The organism is Seohaeicola saemankumensis (genome assembly GCF_042678485.1).
GTDB classification, from domain to species: Bacteria; Pseudomonadota; Alphaproteobacteria; order Rhodobacterales; family Rhodobacteraceae; genus Seohaeicola; species Seohaeicola saemankumensis.
Genome location: NZ_JBHTKR010000003.1, coordinates 462,734 through 485,948, shown reverse-complemented (window position 1 = coordinate 485,948; position 23,215 = coordinate 462,734). Strand labels below are relative to the sequence as shown.

General features: G+C 64.7%; 18 protein-coding genes. 12 read left to right on the top strand and 6 right to left on the bottom strand.

Annotation, left to right across the window (positions count from 1 at the left end; all coding sequences use genetic code 11):
• Nucleotides 1-75: 75 nt before the first annotated feature.
• Nucleotides 76-1,059 (bottom strand): fatty acid desaturase family protein, encoded by a 984-nt coding sequence (locus ACFQ3C_RS09285; protein ID WP_380790882.1) that lies wholly within the window; start codon nucleotides 1,057-1,059, stop codon nucleotides 76-78.
• A 169-nt stretch (nucleotides 1,060-1,228) separates the two neighbouring features.
• Here ACFQ3C_RS09285 and ilvD point away from each other — a divergent pair, with 169 nt between their 5' ends.
• The 6 genes from ilvD to ACFQ3C_RS09255 all read left to right on the top strand — a co-directional run bounded on the left by ilvD (nucleotide 1,229) and on the right by ACFQ3C_RS09255 (nucleotide 7,306).
• The gene (ilvD, locus tag ACFQ3C_RS09280; RefSeq protein ID WP_380790878.1) at nucleotides 1,229-2,965 is read left to right on the top strand and encodes a dihydroxy-acid dehydratase; all 1,737 of its coding nucleotides are present in this window, start codon (nucleotides 1,229-1,231) and stop codon (nucleotides 2,963-2,965) included.
• A gap of 19 nt (nucleotides 2,966-2,984) precedes the next feature.
• Complete coding sequence (locus tag ACFQ3C_RS09275) at nucleotides 2,985-3,587, top strand: hypothetical protein (RefSeq protein WP_380790876.1); 603 nt, start codon at nucleotides 2,985-2,987, stop codon at nucleotides 3,585-3,587.
• Between the two features lie 126 nt (nucleotides 3,588-3,713).
• Nucleotides 3,714-4,487 carry a DUF6478 family protein gene (locus tag ACFQ3C_RS09270; RefSeq protein ID WP_380790873.1) on the top strand — a complete coding sequence of 258 codons (774 nt, stop codon included), beginning with the start codon at nucleotides 3,714-3,716 and terminating at the stop codon, nucleotides 4,485-4,487.
• 23 nt (nucleotides 4,488-4,510) lie between these two features.
• Nucleotides 4,511-4,885 carry a hypothetical protein gene (locus ACFQ3C_RS09265; protein ID WP_380790870.1) on the top strand — a complete coding sequence of 125 codons (375 nt, stop codon included), beginning with the start codon at nucleotides 4,511-4,513 and terminating at the stop codon, nucleotides 4,883-4,885.
• A gap of 14 nt (nucleotides 4,886-4,899) precedes the next feature.
• The gene (locus ACFQ3C_RS09260; protein WP_380790868.1) at nucleotides 4,900-5,193 is read left to right on the top strand and encodes a hypothetical protein; all 294 of its coding nucleotides are present in this window, start codon (nucleotides 4,900-4,902) and stop codon (nucleotides 5,191-5,193) included.
• An 85-nt stretch (nucleotides 5,194-5,278) separates the two neighbouring features.
• Nucleotides 5,279-7,306, top strand: coding sequence for an oxidoreductase (locus ACFQ3C_RS09255; RefSeq protein ID WP_380790866.1), 2,028 nt, complete (start codon nucleotides 5,279-5,281; stop codon nucleotides 7,304-7,306).
• Nucleotides 7,307-7,355: 49 nt separating this feature from the next.
• Here ACFQ3C_RS09255 and ACFQ3C_RS09250 read toward each other — a convergent pair whose 3' ends face one another.
• From ACFQ3C_RS09250 to ACFQ3C_RS09240, 3 genes are read right to left on the bottom strand one after another with little or no spacing between them, the layout of a single operon-like run.
• Entirely contained in the window at nucleotides 7,356-8,753 is a 1,398-nt protein-coding gene (locus tag ACFQ3C_RS09250) for a glutamine synthetase family protein (RefSeq protein WP_380790864.1), read from the bottom strand.
• A 1-nt stretch (nucleotide 8,754) separates the two neighbouring features.
• Complete coding sequence (locus tag ACFQ3C_RS09245) at nucleotides 8,755-10,143, bottom strand: aspartate aminotransferase family protein (RefSeq protein ID WP_380790862.1); 1,389 nt, start codon at nucleotides 10,141-10,143, stop codon at nucleotides 8,755-8,757.
• 5 nt (nucleotides 10,144-10,148) lie between these two features.
• The gene (locus ACFQ3C_RS09240; protein WP_380790859.1) at nucleotides 10,149-10,397 is read right to left on the bottom strand and encodes a hypothetical protein; all 249 of its coding nucleotides are present in this window, start codon (nucleotides 10,395-10,397) and stop codon (nucleotides 10,149-10,151) included.
• Between the two features lie 106 nt (nucleotides 10,398-10,503).
• Between ACFQ3C_RS09240 and ACFQ3C_RS09235 the strand changes: the two genes are divergently transcribed.
• Nucleotides 10,504-11,409 (top strand): LysR family transcriptional regulator, encoded by a 906-nt coding sequence (locus ACFQ3C_RS09235; RefSeq protein WP_380790857.1) that lies wholly within the window; start codon nucleotides 10,504-10,506, stop codon nucleotides 11,407-11,409.
• A 54-nt stretch (nucleotides 11,410-11,463) separates the two neighbouring features.
• On the opposite strand, the gene ACFQ3C_RS09230 is transcribed toward ACFQ3C_RS09235, so the two are convergent.
• Complete coding sequence (locus ACFQ3C_RS09230) at nucleotides 11,464-12,327, bottom strand: LysR family transcriptional regulator (RefSeq protein WP_380790855.1); 864 nt, start codon at nucleotides 12,325-12,327, stop codon at nucleotides 11,464-11,466.
• A 116-nt stretch (nucleotides 12,328-12,443) separates the two neighbouring features.
• Here ACFQ3C_RS09230 and ACFQ3C_RS09225 point away from each other — a divergent pair, with 116 nt between their 5' ends.
• Genes ACFQ3C_RS09225 through ACFQ3C_RS09205 form a run of 5 tightly spaced genes read left to right on the top strand, consistent with a single transcriptional unit; the run spans nucleotide 12,444 to nucleotide 20,680 of the window.
• Complete coding sequence (locus ACFQ3C_RS09225) at nucleotides 12,444-14,870, top strand: GcvT family protein (RefSeq protein WP_380790853.1); 2,427 nt, start codon at nucleotides 12,444-12,446, stop codon at nucleotides 14,868-14,870.
• Entirely contained in the window at nucleotides 14,867-15,757 is an 891-nt protein-coding gene (locus ACFQ3C_RS09220; protein WP_380790852.1) for a homocysteine S-methyltransferase family protein, read from the top strand. Before ACFQ3C_RS09225 ends, ACFQ3C_RS09220 begins: the two co-directional genes overlap by 4 nt.
• 2 nt (nucleotides 15,758-15,759) lie before the next feature.
• Nucleotides 15,760-18,204 (top strand): GcvT family protein, encoded by a 2,445-nt coding sequence (locus tag ACFQ3C_RS09215; RefSeq protein ID WP_380790850.1) that lies wholly within the window; start codon nucleotides 15,760-15,762, stop codon nucleotides 18,202-18,204.
• Nucleotides 18,201-19,781 carry a trimethylamine methyltransferase family protein gene (locus tag ACFQ3C_RS09210; protein ID WP_380790847.1) on the top strand — a complete coding sequence of 527 codons (1,581 nt, stop codon included), beginning with the start codon at nucleotides 18,201-18,203 and terminating at the stop codon, nucleotides 19,779-19,781. The genes ACFQ3C_RS09215 and ACFQ3C_RS09210 overlap by 4 nt, the downstream gene beginning before the upstream one ends.
• On the top strand, nucleotides 19,781-20,680 hold the full coding sequence (locus ACFQ3C_RS09205) for an NAD(P)-dependent oxidoreductase (protein ID WP_380790845.1): 900 nt from the start codon (nucleotides 19,781-19,783) through the stop codon (nucleotides 20,678-20,680). Before ACFQ3C_RS09210 ends, ACFQ3C_RS09205 begins: the two co-directional genes overlap by 1 nt.
• 69 nt (nucleotides 20,681-20,749) lie before the next feature.
• Here the strand turns inward: ACFQ3C_RS09205 and pheT are convergent, their stop codons facing one another.
• Complete coding sequence (gene pheT / locus ACFQ3C_RS09200) at nucleotides 20,750-23,161, bottom strand: phenylalanine--tRNA ligase subunit beta (protein ID WP_380790843.1); 2,412 nt, start codon at nucleotides 23,159-23,161, stop codon at nucleotides 20,750-20,752.
• Nucleotides 23,162-23,215: the final 54 nt, after the last annotated feature.

The following is a 23,215-nucleotide window of genomic DNA, read 5'->3' as shown; positions in this document are numbered from 1 at the left end:
GTGTCGCGGCCTGTCTTTCGGGCCCTGACACGAACCTAGCGCGCGGTCAGGGGGGCGAACAGGGGGCTTGCGGCATCATGCCGGTCTGGATGATGCGATCCGCAGCACATCGAGGTAATGGCGGCCGATCTGCATTTTTGCCGCATGCCCCCGTTCCACCATCAACCGATGCAGGCGCGGCAGGTTCCGTGCAGGCACATGCATCACAAGATGATGCTCAAGATGGTAATTCACCCAATAGGGCGCGACCAGCAGGCGCATCAGCGGCCCGGCATAGGTCGTGCGCGTGTTGCGTAGCGGGTCGTCCACCGCCTCGACCGCACCGTGTTCGGCGATATTGCGGATCCGCAGCACAAGCTGGAACCAGGTCAGCAGGGGCAGCACCCAGAAGGCCAGCCACCACCACCAGGCCCCCACCGCCCACATCAGGGCGAAGATCGCGGCATTGGCGATCAAGGCCCGCCCGATCACCGGGCCGGAAAAGGCCTGCGCCAGATCCTGCGCGCCGGGTTGGCCCTCGACCTCGCCCGCCATCTTCAGCGCGAACATGATCTGCTGGCTGCGCTGCCTGATCCCGGTACGTCCGGTGATGTCGCGCCAGAACTTGCGCCGCAATGACGCGCGTGTGGTGGGAAAGGGGTGCGACAGCTTCAGGTCCGGGTCTTCCGCGGTCTGCGTATGGCGATGATGTTTCAGGTGATAGCGCCGGTATTCCGCCAGATCGGCAAGGATCGGTCGCCCGCACAGCCATTCACCGGCCCAGTCGTTCAGGCCACGCGATCTGAACAGTGCGTTATGCGCGGCCTCGTGCATCAGGATCGCAAGCCCCAGTTGCCGCGAGCCGATGATGATGACAGCCAGAACAAAGGTCAGCGGATTGGGCCAGACCGCGAACAGCGCCAGCGCCAGCGCGATCGTGCCCCAGCAATGCAACACCAGCCACCATCCCCAAAGGTCGGATCGTTCGGCCAGCGCGCGGATCTCATCCGTGCTGAAGAAATCGCGCCCCAGCGCCTGATGGCTCTTGCCCTGCGGGCTGATGGTCTGGCCGGCTGTCATCGCGCCCTCCCCTCCGTGATGCTTGGCGACCAGTGTTTGCCTGCGCGGCGACCCTGTCAACGCCGCTGCTTGGCCTGCGTGCGCCGTGACGCCACGTCTTGCAAACGCACTTGTGCCACGGCAGAGGCTTCTTTATTCCGATCCGGACAGATTTACCGGGGAGGCACCAATGTCCACGAAACCGCGCATCGACAAATCCAGACTGCCCAGCCGCTATGTGACCGAAGGGCCCGCCCGCGCGCCGCATCGCTCGTATCTCTATGCAATGGGTCTGAACGAGGAAGAGATCCACCAGCCCCTGGTTGGCGTGGCCACCTGCTGGAACGAAGCGGCCCCCTGCAACATCGCCCTGAACCGTCAGGCGCAGGCCGTCAAGATGGGCGTCAAGCAGGCCTTCGGAACCCCGCGCGAATTCACCACGATCACCGTGACCGACGGGATCGCCATGGGCCACGAAGGCATGCGGTCCTCGCTGGCCAGCCGCGAGGCGATTGCCGATACGGTCGAACTGACCATGCGCGGCCATTGCTATGACGCCATCGTCGGCCTTGCCGGCTGTGACAAGTCACTGCCCGGCATGATGATGGCGATGGTTCGCCTGAACACGCCGTCGGTCTTCATCTATGGCGGGTCGATCCTGCCGGGCCGCCTGAACGGCAAGGATGTCACCGTGCAGGACGTGTTCGAAGCCGTGGGTCAGCATCAGGCGGGCAACATGTCCGATGCCGAGCTTGAGATCCTGGAGCGTGTCGCCTGCCCGACCTCGGGCGCATGTGGCGGCCAGTTCACCGCCAACACCATGGCTTGCGTGTCCGAGGCCATCGGCCTGGCGCTGATGAACTCCTCGGGCATGCCCGCGCCTTACGAAAGCCGCGACCAGTATGGCGAGGCGTCGGGGCGTGCTGTCATGAACCTGATCGAAAAGAACATCCGCGCCCGCGATGTGGTCACGCTCAAGTCGCTGGAAAACGCGGCCCGCGTCGTGGCCTGCACCGGCGGGTCTACCAATGCGGGCCTGCACCTGCCCGCGATCGCCCATGAGGCGGGGATCGACTTCTTCCTCGATGATGTCTGCGAGATTTTCCGCGACACGCCCTATTTCGTGAACCTCAAGCCCGGTGGCGATTACGTGGCCAAGGATCTTTACGAGGCGGGCGGCGTGCCGGTCGTGATGAAGGAACTGCGCAAGGCGGGCCTGATCCACGAGGATTGCATCACCGCCAGCGGCTACAGCATCGGCGAGGAACTGGACAAGATCACCCGCGAAGCTGACGGCAAGGTCATCCACACCGTCGCGAACCCGATCACCAAGACCGGCGGTGTCGTCGGCCTGAAAGGCAATCTTGCACCGACCGGCGCCATCGTGAAGGTGGCGGGCATGACCGAGGAGCAGCAGGCATTCTCGGGGCCCGCGCGTGTCTTCGAATGCGAGGAAGACGCCTTTGCCGCCGTCCAGCGCCGCGACTACAAGGAAGGCGACGTGATCGTCATTCGGAACGAGGGACCCGCAGGCGGCCCCGGCATGCGCGAGATGCTGGCCACCACGGCCGCCATTTCCGGCCAGGGCATGGGCAAGAAGGTGGCGCTGATCACCGATGGCCGTTTCTCGGGCGCGACGCGCGGGTTCTGCGTGGGCCATGTCGGCCCAGAGGCGGCCCATGGCGGCCCGATCGCCCTGATCAAGGACGGTGACGTGATCACGCTGAACGCCATCACCGGCGAAATCAGCGTGGCCCTGACCGATGCCGAACTGGAAGCGCGCAAAGCCGACTGGAAAGGCCCGCGCCCCACGATCTACGCAAGCGGCGCGCTGTGGAAATATGCCCAGATCGTCGGCGAAACCTACAAGGGCGCTGTCACCCATCCGGGCGGCAAGGCCGAAAAACACATCTACATGGATCTGTGACATAGCGGGGCGCCGGTCGATGCGGCTCTGGTTGGTCCCGGTCCTGGCTTTCGGTGTTTCGGGGTGCCTCCAGATCGACGGGGGCACCACCGCCACGCCGGTTCTGCGGCAGGCCGAATTGGCGGGCGGCACGGTGATCGTGCGGCCGCCGTCGGGCTACTGCGTTGACGCGGGCAGCGTCGTCAACCGCGCCCAGGGCGGTTTTGCCCTGATCGGCAGTTGCGCCAGCCTGACCGGGGACGCCAGCGGCGTGTTCGTCGAGCCTGCGATCATCACCATCTCGGCGTCCCCCGCGGGCGAGGGCGCGGTCAGCACCGACAGCCGGGACTTTCAGCAGGCGCTGGGGCGTGGGCGCATCCTGCGCGCGATCAACCGCGAGGGCCTGGCCCTGTTGCAGGTCGAGGGTGGATCGACCGTTCCACCCAACGCGGACCAAAGGCACTGGCGCGCGCTGATGACTGTCGGTGACAAGGTTCTGGGCCTTGCGCTTTATGGCGCGCCTGACAGCGTCATGGTATCCGATCGCGGGATGCGCCTTATGATGGATCTGGCCGATGCGATCCGTCGGGACAGCCCGGCTGCTGAAAAACTTGCATCCGGTTCCACCCCTGCGGCAGATTGATATGGCGATGGCGTTTCTTTAATTGTGCCAATGCGTTTCATCGGTAAGGATTGTTTCGTCATTGGGCGGTACTGACATGCGCCGGGTGTGGTACGCGTATAAGACAGGCAAGGCAGGTCGGGACGAATGAAAATGCTGGGTGGCAAGGCTCTCGACACAATCGCATTCGCAATCGGGCGCAAGCGCTGGTCTGACGCGGCGCGTCGGGCAGGTGAGGCCGATCTTGCCGACCTGCGGCTTCAACGCCAGCGCGCGCGTCAATTGCGCCGCCATCTGGATGACCTGATCCATGTCGCCGACAGCCGCCTTGCGCTGCCGATGATCGGTTCCAACGCCTTTCGCCGGCCGCATGGGGCCGACTGGGGCTGGCGGCCTGAATTGTGGCGTGGCCCCTTGCCGGTGCCGGGCTTTGCCTCGGTGCAGAGCAAAAGCATGCTCGGCGATGAGGTGACGCTGTTTCATGACTGCGAACGGTCCGAACTGACCCTTCGCCAGATTCGCAACCGGCGCGAAAAGGATCTGGCGCCCTTTGGCCTGCGGATGGATGTATTCCGCTTCGACGGATCGTTTCTGTCGCTTGCCGTCGATCTGCCCGGCGATGCGGTGGCCGGGTTGAAACGGCGCCACCTGATCCGGATGAACACGATTGTCGAGATGGAAAAGCCGCTGGAGATCTTTGCCCGGCTCAACATCCGCCACGGACCGAACACCGAACAGATCGTGCGCGAATTGCCCCTGACCGAAGAAGACAACATGGTGGAATTCGACCTTGCCTATTCCAGCATGAACGAAAAACGCGTGGAAAAAGCCTGGGTCGACCTGATCTTCGAAGGCCCCCGGATGAACCAGGTGATCCTGCGTGACCTGACCTTCAGCCGGCGCCCGCGCGCCGAATTGTGATATCATATTCAAAGGATGAACCCGTGAGCGCATTGACCGTCACCAAGACCCGCCTGTTTCAGGGCATATGGGAAGGTATCGTGACAGGATCGCCTGCGGGCACGCGCCCTTCGATTGCCGTGACCCATCTGGAACAGCCGGTGCCCGGCGCCGAACTGGTCGAGGCTGCAAAGGCGCCTGACTGGGTACTGCGTATCCCGGTGCCGCGACAGGCTCTGACCGACGGTATCCACACTTTCCTGATCCGAGACGCGGAAACCGGTGAAACACTGGGCAGTTTCGCCATCCTCGCCGGAGAGGCGCTGGCCGACGATATCCGCGCCGAAGTCGATCTGCTGCGCGAGGAGCTGGACCTTCTCAAGCGCGCATTCCGGCGGCATTGCCTGGAATCCATGTAGGAAAGGACAGCGCCATGATCACCGAAATCGTCACCTTCCCGATTCCCGCAGACATGAGCCGCGATCAGGTCATCGCAAATTTCAAGGCCACTGTACCCGGCTGGTCCGCCAATACCGATCTGATCCGCAAGAATTACCTTTATGATCCCGAAGGTCGCCGCGGCGGCGGGGTCTATCTGTGGAAGACGCTAGAGGCCGCAAAGGCAGGCCATGATGCGGCATGGTGCGAAAAGGTGCGCGGCATCTATGGTGCCCTTCCGCGTTTTGAATATTTCGAAACGCCGATCGTTCTGGACAATACGGTCTGACATGCGTGCAAGACTGCTGACGCTGGGTTTCAGGTGACAAACCCCGCGCCTTCCGCTCAGATGGCGTCTAAACGGGAGGCATCACATGACCGCATATCCACATCTTCTGGCCCCGCTTGATCTGGGCCATGTCACGCTGAAAAATCGCGTTCTGATGGGGTCCATGCACACGGGCCTTGAGGAAACGAAGGACTGGAACCGCGTGGCCGAGTTCTACGCCGCCCGCGCGCGCGGCGGTGTGGGCCTGATGGTGACGGGCGGCATGGCCCCCAATCGCGAAGGCGGCGTGTTTCCGGGGGCGGCGGGCCTGTTCAACGATCAGGATATCGCCAACCACCGGATCGTGACCGACCGCGTGCACGCAGCGGGCGGCAGGATCGCCATGCAGATCCTGCATGCCGGGCGCTATGCATACGGCCCCGAATGTGTCTCGGCCAGCGCCATCAAATCGCCGATCTCGCCCTTCCCGCCCAAGGAACTGGACGAGGCCGGGATCGAAAAGCAGATCCATGACATCGTCACCGCAGCCACCCGCGCCCGCGAAGCCGGATATGACGGGGTCGAGGTGATGGGGTCCGAGGGTTATTTCATCAACCAGTTCCTCGTGACCCACACCAACAAGCGCACCGATCGCTGGGGCGGCTCCTATGAGAACCGGATGCGCCTGCCCATCGAGGTGGTCAAACGCGTCCGCGCCGCCGTGGGCGATGACTTCATCATCATCTACCGCCTGTCGATGATCGACCTTGTACCCAACGGCTCGACCTTCGACGAGGTCGTGCAACTGGCCAGGGAAATCGAAAAGGCGGGTGCCAGCATCATCAACACCGGCATCGGCTGGCACGAGGCGCGCATCCCAACCATCGCCACCTCCGTCCCGCGCGCGGCTTTTGCCTGGGTCACGAAAAAGCTGATGGGTCAGGTGGGCATCCCGGTCATCACCTCGAACCGGATCAATACTCCCGCGGTGGCCGAGGATGTTCTGGCCACGGGCTGCGCCGATATGGTGTCGATGGCGCGACCGCTGCTGGCCGATCCCGATTTCGTGGTCAAGGCGATGGCGGGGCGCGCCGACAGCATCGCGCCTTGCATTGCCTGCAATCAGGCCTGTCTGGATCACACTTTCGGCGGCAAGATATCAAGCTGCCTGGTGAACCCGCGTGCCTGCTATGAAACCGAACTGGTGATTACCCCCGCGGCCACGCCCAAGACCCTGGCCGTTGTGGGCGCTGGGCCTGCGGGTCTGTCCGTGGCGCTGACGGCGGCGGATCGGGGCCACAGGGTCACGCTGTTCGATCGCGCCGCCCGCGTGGGCGGGCAGCTCAACATGGCGCGCCAGATTCCCGGCAAGGAAGAATTCCACGGGCTGGTGGACTGGTACGAAACCATGGTCGCCGAGGCCGGCATCGACCTGCGTCTGAACACCTCTGTTTCTGCGGATGATCTGGCAGGCTTTGACGAAGTAGTCATTGCCACAGGGGTCATTCCGCGCGATCCGGGCATCCCCGGTCAGGACCGGCCGAATGTTCTGTCCTATATCGACGTGCTTGCGGGCAAGGTCTCTGTCGGCAAGAACGTGGCTGTCGTGGGCGCGGGTGGCATCGGCTTTGATGTCTCGGAATACCTTGTCCACGAAGGCCATAGCCCGACGGAAAGCATCCCCGACTGGATGCGCGAATGGGGTGTCGCGGACCCGGAACAGGTGCGCGGGGGATTGGCCGCAGAAGGTCCGCGCCCCGATGCGCCCGCCCGTCAGGTCACGCTGCTGCAGCGCAAGGCCGAACGCCCCGGCAAGCGGCTGGGCAAGACCACGGGCTGGATTCATCGCGCCGCCCTGCAGATGAAGGGCGTCCAGATGATCGGGGGCGTGAACTACGAACGCATCGACGACGATGGCCTCCATGTCAGCTTTGGCGAGGCGCGGGAAAACCCGCGCGTGATCCCGGCGGATACGGTGGTTCTCTGTGCGGGTCAGCTGCCCGAACGCAGCCTGGCGGATGCGCTGGCCGCGCGCGGCATCACGGCCCATGTGATCGGCGGGGCCGATGTTGCGGCGGAGCTCGATGCGAAGCGGGCGATAGATCAAGGGACCCGGCTGGCAGCGGCGCTCTGAGCCCTATTTCTTCTTGCTCCAAATATCCAGGACCGACACTTGCCCCGACTCACACCGTGTGCAGGTAAAGATCGTAATCCACGTCCGAGATCGTGCGCGCCACGCGCGCATATTCGGCGGCTTTGACGGCCACGAAGGTGCGGTGCATGTCCTCGCCCAGGGCATCCTTCAGAAAGGCCGAGTCGCGCGCCGCGGCGATGGCCGCGTTCCAGTCGCGCGGGATGCTGTCATCGCCGCCCGCCTCGTCATAGCCGTTGCCGGTCGTCTCCGGGCCGGGGTCGATCCTGTGGGCCAGACCGTGCCGGATACCCGCCAGCACCGTCGCCGCGACAAGATAGGGGTTCGCATCCACCCCTGCCGGACGATGCTCGATCCGCCGCGCGCGCTTGTCGCCTGCCGGGATACGCAGCGCAACCGAGCGATTGTTCACCCCCCAACTGGTCGAGACCGGCGCATAGCTCTGGTTGGCGAAACGCCGCCATGAATTGGCATGCGGGGCAAAGACCAGCATCGATTCCCCCATCGTCGCGCGCAGCCCGCCCAGCGCATGCAGGATCTCGGGCGACCATTGCCCATCAACGCTTTCCGTGAACACATTCCGCCCCTCGCGGTCCTGCAAAGAGACATGGAAATGCATCCCCGATCCGGCGTAATCCTCGATCGGCTTGGCCATGAAACAGGCCGTCACCCCATGGGCGCGGGCCTGCGCGCGCACGATCCGTTTCAGCCGCATCAGATCATCGGCGGCCTGCATCACATCGGTGCGGTAATGCAGCGTCAGCTCATACTGCCCGGGGGCGTATTCCGAGATCATGGTTTCCGCCGTGATCCCGGCCTTTTCGGCCCCTGCATAAATGTCGGAAAACAAGGGCAGCATCCCGTGCAGGTGATCCACCGAATAGACTTCCGTCCGGTGGCTGGCGCGCCCGTCCAGCACATCGGCGGCAGGGCGCACGCGCCCGTCCGGCCCGCGATCATTGGCCAGCAGGAAAAACTCCAGCTCGAACGCGCCCGCTGGAAACAGCCCCTCTGCCGCCATCGCATCAACCTGCGCCTGCAACGCATGGCGCGGGTCCGATGTCATCGGCGCACCCTCCAGCGTATAAAGCGACATCAGCACCTCACCGCGCGGCGGCGTGGTGCCATGCAGCGGCTTCAGCGTGCCGGGGATGGGCCAGGCGCGCAGGTCGCCATCGCCCTGATCCCAGATCAGCCCGGTTTCATGCACATCCTCGCCGCAGATATCCAGACCCAGTATCGAGATCGGCAAAAACCGCCCCGACTGGTAAAAGGCCAGCAACTCATGCCGCCGGATGATCTTGCCCCGCCCGATTCCGTTGGAATCATGCAGCACGATATCGAAGGCTTCGATTTCGGGGTGGGCGTCCAGAAAGGCCTGCGCCTCGGCGATGGTGGCCCCCGAGGGGCTGTTGGTCTGGGTCGTCATGTCAGTCCTCGTGATGCCCGAACAGAAGGGCCAGCGTCTTGTCGAAGGCGGCGATCAGCCGGTCTACCTGTTTCATGCTTGTGACGGGGCTGACCAGCATCATGTTGTGAAAGGGGGCAATCAGGCAGCCACGGTTCAGCAGGCAGGTGTGGATTACCGCTTCCAGTGCCGGTTTATGCGCCGCCTCCGCCTCGGTCCCGTTCCGCAACGGCCCGGGGGCGCAGATGAACTCGACCCGTGCGCCGACGCGCACGACGTGCCACGGCGCCCCGTGGCGGGCAATGGCTGCGGCCAGCCCGGCCTCCAGCCTTGCCGCGCCTTTTTCCATATGGGCATAAGCGTCAGGTGTCATCACCTCGGCCAGTGTTGCCCGCAGGCAGGCGAATTGCATCGGATTGGCAGACAGGGTGGTGCCCATCCCCGAATGGCCCGGCGCGCGGGTGGCGTTATAGCTGGCGAAACGCGCGGCCACGGCGGCGCGCAGCCCCCAGATCGCCGTGGGCATTCCGCCCGCGATGCATTTGCCGGCGACGAAGATGTCAGGGTCCAGCCCATGTACAGCGGTATAGCCGCCCAGCCCGCTGGAGATGGTATGCGTCTCGTCGATGATCAGCAGCGCGCCATACTGGCGCGACAGGGCGCGCAGCCCGTCGTGAAAGCCCGGCTGGGGCAGGACCATGCAGGAATTCGTCATGACCGGCTCGGTCAGGATCGCGGCAACCTCGCCGGTTGCCAGCGCCGCCTCGACCCCGGACAGGTCGTTGAATTCCACGGCCACGGCGGTGCGGGTCAGATCGGCCACCTGCCCGGTCAGGCCGGGGCGGGCCACGGTCTGCCCGTCATGCAGCGCCACCATCGCCTCGTCCACGGTGCCGTGGTAGCACCCGTTGAAGACCAGAACCTTTGGCCGCCCGGTCACCGCGCGCGCCACGCGCAGGGCAAAGCGGTTGGCATCCGTCGCGGTCGTGGCGATCTGCCAGCGGTAATCGCCAAAGCGTTCCGTCAGCAACCGGCCCGCCTCAAGCGCGGTTTCGGTCGGCAGCATATAGGTCAGCCCGGCGCGGGCCTGCTGGCGGATCGCTTCGGCCACGGGGGCGGGCGAATGGCCGAACATCGAACCCGTATCGCCCAGGCAGAAATCGTCGATCCGGTGCCCGTCCAGATCGGTCAGCCTGGCATTGCGCGCCTGCGCCACCAGCATCGGGAAAGGCATGGGCCAATCTTTCATCCAGTGCATCGGCACACCGTCCAGCCAGGCCTCTGTGCCGCCTGCCAGCGCCGCCTGTGTGCGTGGCCGCCGGTCCGCATAGGATGCAGCTTCCCGCGCGCGCACCGTTTCCAGACGGGCGATCGGCACGCCAGCCAGGCTGTCTGCGGTTGTTTCCACCATTCCGTTCATCGCGTCATGACCCTGGCTTTTGCCCCTGTGTTGTTGCATCCATATATTTGATCAAATGCAAAGGGAACAAATTTGATGATCTTCGGCACGAATGGCTGAAATAGGTTTGATATGATCAAATTTTCTGACGCCTGACCGCAGCGAAAGGGGCATCTGGCATCGCGGAATCCGGCGGTACAGACGGGATTCATGGATATTTTCAGCAAGAAGAAATGGCCCTTTTCTGCCCGCTTGCCTGTTTCCATGCCATTAACGATCCCTGACAATACCCCGATATTGTCCGCACCCCGCCCAAGTCATGCCTGATTTCGACGCGATACCGGAAACAACGCAAACGAAAGGGTGTCGCGGATGGATCGTCTGACGGAAATGGAAGCCTTCGCCACGGTCGTGGATCAGGGTGGCTTCACCGATGCCGCCAAGAAGATGGGCATATCCAAATCGGCCGTGTCAAAGCATGTCTCAAGCCTTGAGGCGCGTCTGGGCGCAAGGTTGCTGAACCGCACCACGCGGCGTGTCAGCCCGACCGAGATTGGCCTTGCCTATTACGACCGGGCCCGGCGGGTCCTGAACGATGCGGGCGAGGCGGATGCGCTTGTCACCTCGATGCAATCGGCGCCCTCGGGCCTGCTGCGGATCTCGGTCGCGACCGACTTCGGGGTCAATCACCTGTCGCCTGTGCTGGGCGAGTTCCTGTCGGAATTCCCCGATATCACGGTGAACATGGTGCTGAACAATCGCTATGTCGAACTGATCAGCGAAGGCTTCGACATGGCCGTGCGGATCGGCGAGCTTGAAGACAGCACCCTGCGTGCCCGCAAGCTGACCGAAACCACCAAGCGGATGATCGCAAGCCCCGGCTATTTCGAGAAATATGGCCGCCCGCAGAAGATCGACGATTTGAACGATCACAAGCTGCTGCATTATTCCAATCAGTCCAACGGCAACGTCTGGAAACTGACCGCCCCATCAGGTGAAAAGCGCCAGGTGCGTACCGCCGGCTGGCTGAGCGTGAATGACGGCCAGTCGTTGCTGAACGCCTGTGTGGCCGGGCTTGGCATCGCCTATCTGCCCAGCTTCCTTTATGCCGATGCAATGGAAAAGGGTCTGGTCGAGGATGCGATCCCCGATCTGCCGGTTGAAACCCAAGGGATATATGCGGTCTATCCGCCGGGCCGCTTCACCCAGCCCAAGGTCCGTGCCTTCATCGACTTCCTGGTGCATGCCTTTGCCGACAAGGGCCCGACCGAGTGGTAAGCGCCTGATCCGAATGACTATGGCAAGCCCGCCCGCGCCCTTGGTGCGGGTTTGTCATTTCTGCGGTCGTTTGGCCGAGAAATGCGCGCGCAGCACGGTGACCAGGCGCCGTTGCAAGGGGCGGTGCCGCTGGCGCAGCGGCAGGGCTGCGAAAACCGGCTGCGGGATGCGCGGCGCATTCGCGACGGCATGGACCTGCCCGGCCTCGATCAGGGATTGTGCCGTATCCTCGAGGACATAACCTGCGCCATCCAGGGCAAGGATCAGGCCGGTGACCGTGGCATTCTGACCGCTGGACACGGGGGCGGCCGTGAGTTGCGGCAAAAGGCCCGCATGTGCGGCGCTGAAGGCGGGCGAGATATTGGCGCGCACATAGCGTTCAATGGGCAGGCTGGCCAGCGCGACCGGCCGGGTCGACACCATGCGGTAAGACAACTCTCCCACGGTTTCGAAATGCAGGTCCGGTTGCGGCTTTGGCGTGAACAGCAGCGCCAGATCCAGCGCCCCGCTGACAAGATCGGCACACATCTGGGCGGAATAATCCGCCTCGATATAGAAAGCGGCCTCGGGCAGGGCGGCACGGAACTGGCGCATCCAGTCGCCGATGTGATGGTCTGTCAGATCGCGTTGCAGCCCGATCCGCAGCGTCATGGCGCGGCTGCCCGATCCGGCCGTATCCTGCAGCGCCTCTGCCCAGCCTTGCCGCAGGGCGCGGGCATGGGGCTCGAACCGCAGGCCTTCGGTGGTCAGCCCGGTGCCGGCCCGCGAGCGGTGGAACAGGCGGCAACCCAGCGCCCCCTCAAGCGCGTGCACCCGTCCGGATACCGTGGATTGCGTGACACCCAGCCGATCTGCGGTGCGGTTGAAGCTGCGCGTTTCGCACAGGTCCAGGAATGTTTCCAGAAGCTCGGTTTGCATCGTGGTTCCTAATCGGCTTTTCCGATCAATAAACCCGGCTGACCCGGATTGATAGAGGCATTCGCCCAGTCGATAGTCAGTCGACAGACAGCGGACAGAAGGCAAAGGGGCAAGGCATGGCGGATTTTCCGACACAGGCGCGCGTGGTCATCATCGGCGGCGGCGCGGTGGGGGCATCTGCCCTGTACCATCTGGCACGCGCGGGATGGACCGATAGCCTGCTGCTGGAGCGCAACGAGCTGACGGCCGGATCGACATGGCATGCGGCCGGAAACGTGCCGACCTTCTCGTCCAGCTGGTCGATCATGAACATGCAGCGCTATTCGGCGGATCTGTACCGGCGCCTTGGCGCCGAGGTCGACTATCCGATGAACTACCACGTCACCGGGTCCCTGCGTCTGGGCCATAGCCGCGAACGGATGCAGGAATTCGCCCGCGTCGTGGGCATGGGCCGCTATCAGGGCATGGATCTGGATCTGCTGGGCCCGGACGAGATGCGCGGCCGCTATCCCTTCCTGGAAACCCATGACCTGCAGGGCGCGCTTTACGATCCCAATGACGGGGATATCGACCCCGCGCAGCTGACCCAGGCTCTGGCCAAGGGGGCGCGCCAGATGGGCGCGCGGATCGAACGCTTCTGCCCCGTCACCGCCGTGCGGCGCGAGGGGGATGAATGGGTTGTCGTCACCCCCAAGGGCGAGGTGCGCTGCGAAAAGGTGGTGAATGCCGCCGGCTACTATGCGCGCGAGGTCGGCGCGATGTTCGGCCGCGAGGTGCCGATGATGGTGATGAGCCATCAGTACCTGTTGTTCGACACGATCCCCGAACTTGCGGAATGGTCCGCCTCCACGGGCGCCAAGCTGCCGCTGCTGCGCGATGTCGACAGCAGCTATTACCTGCGGCAGGAAAAGCACGGCTTCAACCTTGGCCCTTATGAGCGCAACGGGCGCGCCCATTGGATCACGCCGGAGGACCCGATGCCCGAGGATTTCAGCTTTCAGCTGTTTCCCGACGATCTGGAGCGGCTGGAATGGTATATCGGTGATGCCATGGCCCGCGTGCCGCTGCTGGAAAAGGCGGGGCTGAGCAAGGTCATCAACGGGCCGATCCCCTATACCCCCGATGGCAATCCGCTGATCGGTCCGATGCCCGGCCTGCCAAATGCCTTCGAGGCTTGCGTTTTCACCTTCGGCATCTGCCAGGCCGGTGGCGCGGGCAAGGTGCTGGCCGAATGGGTGACCGAGGGCGGCACGGAATGGGATATGTGGTCCTGCGATCCGCGCCGCTTCACCGGGTTCGAGGATCCGGCCTATTGCATCGAAAAGGGCCTGGAGGTTTACGGCCACGAATATGGCATGCATTTCCCTCATGCCCGTTGGCCCGCCGGGGCCGATCGCAAGTTGTCGGCGCTGCATTCCCGCCTGAAGGACGCGGGCGCGCAGTTCGGTGCCTACAACGGGTGGGAACGCGCGAACTGGTTCGCCAAGCCCGGCGACGATACCAGCTGGGACGGCAGCCAGACCTGGGACCGCGCAGGCCCATGGGCGCCGCGCGTGGCCGAGGAATGCGCGGCCGTCCGCGATGGCTGCGGTGTGCTGGCGATCTCGGGCTTCAGCCGCCTGTCAGTGGAAGGGCCAGGGGCCGAGGCGTTCGTCAACAGCCTGACCGCATCGCGCATCCCGCGCGTGGGGCGCGTGGGTCTGGCCTATTTCGCCGATGACAAGGGCCGGATCGTGACCGAAATGTCGGTCATCCCGCGCAGTCCCGATTGCACATGGCTGATCACGGCGGGCGTCGCGCAGCGACATGACGGCGAATTGCTGTCGCGCCAGGCCCCTGCGGGCATCATGGTGCATGACCGTTCGGACAAATACGATTGCCTGCTGGTCACGGGGCCGAAAGCCCGCGAGGTGCTTGCCCCTCTGACCGATGCGGATCTGACCCTGTCCTGGTTGTCCGCGCAGCAAGCGCGGGTCTGCGGTGTGGATTGCATGCTGATGCGTGTCTCTTTCGCGGGTGAACTGGGCTGGGAGGTGCATTGCCCCGCCGCCGACGCCCCGCTGATCTGGGATGCGGTGACGGGGGCGGGCGCCACGCCTTTCGGCATGTTCGCCCTGAACGCGCTGAGGATCGAAAAGGCCTATCGCGCATGGAAGGGGGACCTGTCCACCGACTACACCTTGCTGCAAGGCGGGCTGGAGCGGTTCATCGACTGGTCCAAGGACTTCCCCGGCAAGGCCGCACTGCTGGCCGAGAAGGACGCAGGCGTGACCAAGCGCTTCGTCACCTTGACCGTGGAGGCAGGCGAGCAGGACGCGCCCTATATGTCCACGCTTTGGCATGACGGGCAGATCGTGGGCGAAACCACAAGCGGGGCCTGGGGGTATCGGGTGGGGTCTTCGCTGGCGCTGGGCATGGTGCGCGCCGATCTGGCCGCCCCCGGCACACCGCTTGAGGTCGAGATTTTCGGTAAGCGCTACGGCGCAGTGGTGCAGCCGGATGGCCCGCTCTGGGATCCGGCCAATGAAAGGATCAGGGCTTGAGCAAGATCACACTTCTGGATGGTGGCATGGGGCAGGAACTGGTGCACCGTTCGGGCGACAGGCCCACACCTCTGTGGTCGACGCAGGTGATGGTGGATCATCCGGGCATCGTGCGCGCCGTGCATGGCGATTACTTCGATGCGGGATCGACCATGGCCACCACCAACAGCTATGCCGTGCATCATGACCGGCTGGCCGGCACCCCGCTGGCGGGCAAGCTTGACGCCCTGATCGGCCTGTCTCTGGCCGAGGCGCAGGCCGCCCGGTCCGCCCATGGTGCGGGCCGGATCGCGGGCAGCATCGGCCCGCTGATCGCCAGCTACCGCCCCGATATCCACCCCGCCCATGACGTGGCCGTGCCGCTTTATGCGGAAGTAGCCAAGGCTCTGGCCAAGGGATGCGATATCCTGATTTGCGAAACCGTGGCCTCTGTCGCCCATGCAAGGGCGGTTCTGGAGGGTGCGATTCAGGCGGGTCTGCCGGTCTGGCTGTCGCTGACCGTGGATGACACCGACGGCACGCGCCTGCGCTCAGGCGAGGCTTTGGCCGATGTGCTGGCCGTGGCCGACGCTGCTGATGCGATCCTGATCAACTGCTCGGTTCCCGAGGCGATCCCGGCGGCGCTGGATGTTCTGGCGCGGGGCAGCAAGCCGTTTGGCGCCTATGCCAACGGCTTTACCCGGATCACGCAGGAATTCCTGGGTCACAAACCCACCGTGGATTCCCTGTCGGCACGGCAGGATCTGGGCCCCGAGGCTTACGCCACCCATGCCATGGGATGGATCGGGCAGGGCGCCAGCATCGTCGGCGGCTGCTGCGAGGTGGGCCCGGCCCATATCACGGAACTGGCGCGGCAAATCCGCGCCGCAGGGCATGAGGTGGTCTGACCATGGTGGATCTGCCGAACAAGGCGCGGGCTGTCATCATCGGGGGTGGTGTCTCGGGCTGCTCGGTCGCCTATCATCTGGCAAAGGCAGGCTGGACCGATATCATCCTGCTGGAACGCAAGCAGCTGACCAGCGGCACCACATGGCATGCCGCGGGTCTGATCGGACAGTTGCGCGCCAGCCAGAACATGACGCGGCTGGCGAAATATTCCGCCGATCTTTACGTCCGGCTGGAAGAGGAAACCGGCGTTGCCACGGGCATACGGCAGACCGGGTCGATCTCGGTCGCGCTGACCGAACACCGGCTTGAGGAATTGCGCCGCCAGGCCACGCTGGCCCGCGCCTTTGACGTCGATGTGGCCGAAATCTCGCCCTCCGAGATCAAGGCGATGTATCCGCATCTGAACGTGGGCGATGTGCTGGGCGGCGTGCATCTGCCGCTGGACGGGCAATGCGACCCGGCCAATATCGCCATGGCGCTGGCCAAGGGCGCGCGGATGCGCGGCGCGCGCATCGTCGAAGGCGTCAAGGTCACGCGCGTGACCGATGATGGTACCAGCGTCACCGGCGTCGATTGGGAAACCGCCGAAGGCCGGGGTCATATCGCCGCCGATGTGGTGATCAACTGCGGTGGCATGTGGGGCCGCGATCTGGCCGCACAATCGGGCGTGACCCTGCCGCTGCATGCCTGCGAACATTTCTACCTGCTGACCGAACCCGTTGAGGGGCTGGGCCGCCTGCCGGTGCTGCGCGTGCCCGATGAATGCGCCTATTACAAGGAAGACGCCGGAAAAATGATGCTGGGCGCCTTCGAGCCAAAGGCGAAACCATGGGGCATGACCGGGATATCCGAGGATTTCTGCTTTGACAGCCTGCCCGAGGATTTCGACCATTTCCAGCCGATCCTTGAACATGCGATGAACCGCATGCCGCTGTTTCAGACGGCAGGCATCCACACCTTCTTCAACGGTCCCGAAAGCTTCACCCCCGACGACCGCTATTACCTGGGCGAGGCGCCCGAAAAGCGCGGCTACTGGATCGCTGCCGGATACAACTCCATCGGGATCGTGTCCTCGGGCGGGGCGGGCATGGCGCTGGCGCATTGGATCACCGAAGGCGCGCCCCCCTTCGATCTGTGGGAGGTGGATATCCGCCGCGCGCAACCCTTCCAGCGCAACCGCCGTTACCTGAAGGAACGCGTAACCGAAACGCTGGGCCTGCTCTATGCCGATCACTACCCCTACCGGCAGGTTGAAACCGCGCGCGGCGTGCGCCGCTCGCCGCTGCATGGGCACCTGGCCGAACGTGGCGCCGTTTTTGGCGAGGTCGCGGGATGGGAACGCGCCAACTGGTTCGCGCGTCCGGTGCAGGAACGCGAATACCGCTATGACTGGGGGCGCCAGAACTGGTTCGACAACCAGCGCGCCGAACACATGGCGGTGCGTGAGGGCGTGGGCCTTTTCGACATGACCAGTTTCGGCAAGATCCGGGTCGAAGGGCCGGGGGCGCTGGCCTTCCTGCAAAGGCTTTGCGCCAACCAGATGGACGTGCCGCCGGGGCGGATCGTCTATACCCAGATGCTGAACGCCCGTGGCGGGATCGAATCCGATCTGACGGTCACGCGTCTGTCGGAAACGGCTTTCCTGCTTGTTGTGCCGGGGGCCACCTTGCAGCGCGATCTGGCATGGCTGCGGCGTCACCTGGGCGATGACTTTGCCGTCGTCACCGATGTGACGGCGGCCGAATCCGTGCTGTGCCTGATGGGGCCGAAATCGCGCGACCTTCTGGCGCGCGTCAGTCCCGATGACATGGGCAATGACGCGCATCCTTTCGGCACCGCGCGCGAGATCGAGATTGGCATGGGCCTGGCCCGCGCGCATCGCGTGTCCTACGTCGGTGAACTGGGCTGGGAGCTCTATGTCAGCAGCGACCAGACAGCCCATGTGTTCGAAGCGCTGGAAGACGCGGGCGCCGACATGGGCCTGACGCTCTGCGGTCTGCACACGCTGGACAGTTGCCGCATTGAAAAGGCCTATCGTCATTGGGGCCATGACATCACGGATGAGGATCACGTGCTGGAGGCCGGGCTTGGCTTTGCCGTCCGCACGGGCAAGGGCGATTTCATCGGGCGCGACGCGGTCTTGCGCAAGCGCGAATCGGGGCTGTCGCGCCGCATGGTGCAGTTCCTGCTAAAGGATCCCGACCCGATGCTGTTTCACAACGAAGCCCTGGTGCGCGACGGTCAGATCGTGTCGATCGTCACCTCGGCCAATTACGGCCACACGCTGGGCGGGGCCGTTGGCATGGCCTATGTGCCCTGCGCCGGTGAAAGCGCGGAAGACGTGCTGGCCTCAAGCTACGAGATCGAAGTGGCGGGGCGGCGCTTTGCCGCCACGCCTTCGCTGGTTCCCCTCTATGACCCGATGGGCGAAAGGATGAAGGCATGACTGACCTGAATGTCGAAGGCTGTGCACCCGAACGTGCCAAGCGCGCCGCCCTGCGGTCCGGTGGGCGGGCAGCCCGCGTGGCGGCCCGGGGGGCGCCCCTGGCCGATAACCTGCGGCCCGTGCGTCCCGGCATGTCCGGCGGGCAATACAAGCCCCTGACCGCCGCCGGGATGGAACGTATCCACCAGGCGGCACTTGATGCGCTGGAAACCATTGGTCTGGCCGATGCGCCGCCCACGGGTATCGAGATCATGACCAAGGCGGGCGCGATCCTGGGCGATGACGGCCGCCTGCGGTTCCCGCGCGCGCTGGTCGAGGATATGCTGGCCCTGGCCGCGCGCGACATCACCCTTCACGGCCGCGATCCCCGGTTCGATCTGCACCTGTCTGGCACAAAGGTTCATTTCGGCACCGCCGGGGCGGCGGTCCATATCGTCGATCTGGAAACCAACAGCTACCGCGACAGCACGGCGCAGGATCTCTACAACGCGGCGCGCCTGACCCAGCATCTGGACAATGTGCATTTCTTCCAGCGCGCCATGGTCTGCCGCGACGTGGTCGACAATTTCCAGATGGATATCAACACGCTTTACGCCTGCTGCGCGGGGACCACGAAACATGTGGGCACGTCCTTTTCGGACCCCTCGCATGTGGATGGCTGCTTTGACCTGCTGCACATGATCGCGGGGGGCGAGGACGCGTGGCGCGCGCGCCCCTTTGTCAGCAACTCCAACTGCTTCGTCGTGCCGCCGATGAAATTCGCGACCGAAAGCTGCCAGACGATGGAGGCCTGCATCCGCGCGGGCATGCCGGTGCTGCTGCTGTCGGCCGGTCAGGCCGGGGCCACCGCGCCCGCGCCCATCGCGCTGGCCATCGTGCAGGCCGTGGCCGAATGCCTGGCCGGTGTCGTCTATGTCAACGCCATGGCGCCGGGCCATCCCGCGATCTTCGGTACATGGCCCTTCGTGTCCGACCTGCGCACCGGCGCCATGTCGGGCGGCAGCGCCGAACAGGCGCTGCTGACAGCGGGCTGCGCCCAGATGCACCAGTTCTACGGCCTGCCGGGGGGCGCTGCGGCTGGCATCGCCGACAGCAAGCTGCCGGACATGCAGGCCGGATGGGAACAGGGCATTTCCAACGTGCTCGCGGGTCTTTCGGGCCTCAACATGGTCTATGAGGCCGTGGGCATGCATGCCTCGCTGCTGGGTTTCTGTCTTGAGTCGCTTGTGCTGGGCGATGACATGTTGGGCCAGGTCATGCGCTGCGTGCGCGGCATCGACGTGACCGAGGACAGCGTCAGCATCGAGGCGATGCGCCAGGTCTGCCTGGAAGGTCCGGGGCATTACCTGGGCTCGGCGCAGACCCTGGCCCTGATGCAGACCGAATACATCTACCCCGAGATCGGCAACCGCATGAGCCCCAAGGAATGGGCCGAAGCCGGCAAGCCCGACCTGCTGCGCGCAGCGCGGGGGCGGATGGACAGCATTTTGTCGCGGGCGGGATCCCTGATTGATCCGGCCGTGGATGCACAGGTGCGCGCGCGGTTCCAGATCGCATTCAACGGAAGGACGGCATGATGCGTTTGGGTTTCGTAGGTCTGGGCAACCTGGGCGGCCACCTTGCCGCAAGTCTTCTGCGCGCGGGCTTTGCCGTGACGGTGCATGACCGGGATCGCGCCCTGGCCGACAGGCATCTGGCGATGGGCGCCACATGGGCCGACAGCGCCGCCGATGTGGCGGCGGCCTCCGACACGGTGCTGACCTGTCTGCCCTCGCCTGCCGTGTCCGAGGCGGTGCTGCACCAGATGCTGCCCGCCATGCGCCCCGGCATGACCTGGGTCGAGATGTCCACGCTGGGCCGCGACGATATCCTGCGGCTGGCGGCCATGGCGCAGGCGCAGGGTGTGCATGTGCTGGAATCCCCCGTGACCGGCGGCGTCCATCTGGCCGCTCGCGGCGAAATCACGGTGCTGGCAGGCGGTGACGCGGCTGTCTTCGAGGCGCATCGCGCCGCCTTGCAGGCGATGGGCAACAGGATTTTCCACATCGGCCCGCTGGGTTCGGCGGCGGTGATCAAGGTGATCACCAACATGCTGGCCTTCATCCACCTTGTCGCGGATGGCGAGGCGCTGATGCTGGCGAAACGCGCGGGCCTTGACCTGAAAACCGCCTGGGAGGCGATTTCCGCCTCCTCCGGCACATCCTTCGTGCATGAAACCGAGGGCCAGCTGATCCTGAACGGCAGCTATGACATCGCCTTCAGCATGGATCTGGCGCTGAAGGATCTGGGTTTTGCCATGGGGTTCGGGCAGGAATTCGGCGTGCCGCTGGACCTGGCGGGGCAGGTGCAACAGACCTTTGTCAAAGGGCGCGCCGCTTACGGCGGGCAGGCGCAATCCACGCAGATCGTGAAACTGCTTGAGGATGTGCTGGATACCGACCTGCGGGCCGAGGGCTTTCCGGCACGGTTGGAATGAGTATTTGAGGAACGATGAAAGGAAAGGCGCCGCCCCGGATCAGGGGGCGGCGTTTTCGTTTCCCGGCAATCAGCCGCGCAGCGCGCCGCCGGTGGCCTTGGTGACCTTGTCGATGATGCGGGCACCCACGGCTTCGATCTCGGCCTCTTTCAGGGTCTTTTCGCTGGGCTGCAGTCGTACGGTGATGGCCACCGATTTCTTGCCCGCGCCCATCTGCGCCTCGGCCTTGGGGCCGGTGAACTCGTCGAAGATGCGGACCTGGTCGATCAGCGTCTTGTCGGCCCCGAGGGCCGCGTTCACGATGGTCAGCGCCTCGACCGTGCTGTCCACGACGAAGGCAAAGTCACGCTCCACCGCTTGCAGATCGCGCATCACCAGCGCGGGGCGCGTGGCGCCCGTCTTGCGGGGGGCGGGAACCTCGGCGGGCCAGATGGTGAAGGCCACGGCGGGGCCTTTCACGTCCAGAGCGGCCAGCACGCGTGGATGCACCTCGCCGAAGACAGCCAGCGGTTTCTTGGGGCCAAGGCTGATCACGCCGTGCCGGCCCGGATGCCACCAGGCCGCACCGTTGCGCAGGATCTGCACACGCTCGGGCGCGCCAAGGGCGGCCAGCACCGCCTCGGCATCGGCCTTGGCGTCGAACACATCCACCGCGCGGGATGCGCCATGCGGATCGCGCGGGCCAGTGCGCCCCACCAGCAGGCCCGCGACCTGCACCACCTGTTCGCCCGGCTCGCCGCCGGTGAAGGCATGGCCCACCTCGAACAGCGCCAGATCCGCAAAGCCACGCGCCTGATTGCGGGCGGCGGCCTGCAAGAGCCCGGCCAGAAGATCGGGGCGCATATGGGACATGTCGGCGCTGATCGGATTGGCCAGCATGGTCGCATCCGTACCACCGCCGAACAGGGCGGCCGCCGCCTGATCTATGAAGCTGTAGCTGACGCATTCATTATACCCCAGCGCCGCCACGGTGCGTCGCGCGATCTGCTCGCGCCGCTGGCCCAGCGACAGGATCGGCTTGGGCACGCCCACATGTGCGCGCGGCATCGGTTTGCCGACCAGTTTCGTCAGCGAGGCGATGCGCGCCACTTCCTCGACCAGGTCCGCCTCGCCCAGGATATCGGGGCGCCAGCTGGGTACATGGGCCATGTTGCCTTCCAGCTTGAAGCCCAGCTTGGTCAGGGTCTGGCGCTGCTCGCTTTCGGGGATGTCCATGCCGACCAGCGACTGCACCCGCGCGGTATCCAGACGGTAGGCGCGGCTGACATCGGGCACCTTGCCCGCCACCACAACCTCGGACGGCTCTCCGCCGCACAGATCAAGGATCATCTGCGTCGCCAGATCAACCGCTTCCATGTTGAAGGCCGGATCAATGCCGCGTTCGTTGCGATAGCGCGCATCGGAATTGATCTTGAGCGCGCGGCCCGTCATCGCGATCTGCACCCTATCCCAGACAGCCGCTTCGAGGAACACGTTCACCGTATCATGGGTGCAGCCCGTGGCCAGCCCGCCCATGATGCCTGCGATGGATTCGATCCCCGTATCGTCCGAGATCACGACCTGCCCCGCGTCGAATGTGTAGGTCTTGTCATCCAGACCGACCAATGTCTCGCCACCCGATGTGCGGTGAATGCGCAGGTCGCCCTTGACCTTGTCCGCATCGAAGACATGCAAGGGGCGGTTGCGATCGAAGGTGAAGAAATTGGTGATATCCACCAGCGTCGAAATGGGCCGCAACCCGATGGCGCGCAGCCGGGTTTGCAGCCATTCGGGGCTGGGGCCGTTCTTGACGCCACGGATCAGACGACCGGCGAACACCTCGCAGCCACCTTCCCTCGTATCCGCGTCGATGCTGACGCCGATGGGGCAGGGGAAGCTGCCCTTGATCTCGGCCTCGCGTCCAGGCTTCAGCGTACCCAAGCCCCGCGCCGCCAGATCGCGGGCGATCCCGCGCACACCCAGCGCATCGGGGCGGTTCGGCGTGATCGCGATCTCGATCACCGGATCGACCTTTGCCGGATCGTTCTTGGCCAGCCAGTCGGTGAACCGTTCGCCCACCTCGCCGGACGGCAGCTCGATGATGCCGTCATGCTCCTCGGACAGTTCCATCTCGCGCTCGGAACACATCATGCCGAAGCTTTCGATGCCCCGGATCTTGCCCACGCCGATGGTGGTGTCGATGCCGGGCACATAGGTGCCGGGTTTCGCCACGACCACGGTGATCCCCTCGCGCGCATTGGGTGCGCCGCAGATGATCTGGGTCTCGCCCTCATCGGTCAGCACCTTGCAGACGCGCAGCTTGTCGGCGTCGGGATGCTTTTCGGCATGGATCACCTTGCCGATGGTGAAATCGGCCAGCTTGGCGGCGGGGTTTTCCACGCCTTCGACCTCAAGCCCCAGATCGGTGAGCGCATAGGTGATCTCGTCCACCGTCGCGGTGGTGTCGAGATGATCCTTCAGCCAGGAGAGGGTGAATTTCATGTTGCTGTCCCGTCTCGTTCGGTGGGATCAGGCCCACCCGTGTCTTGGATGCGG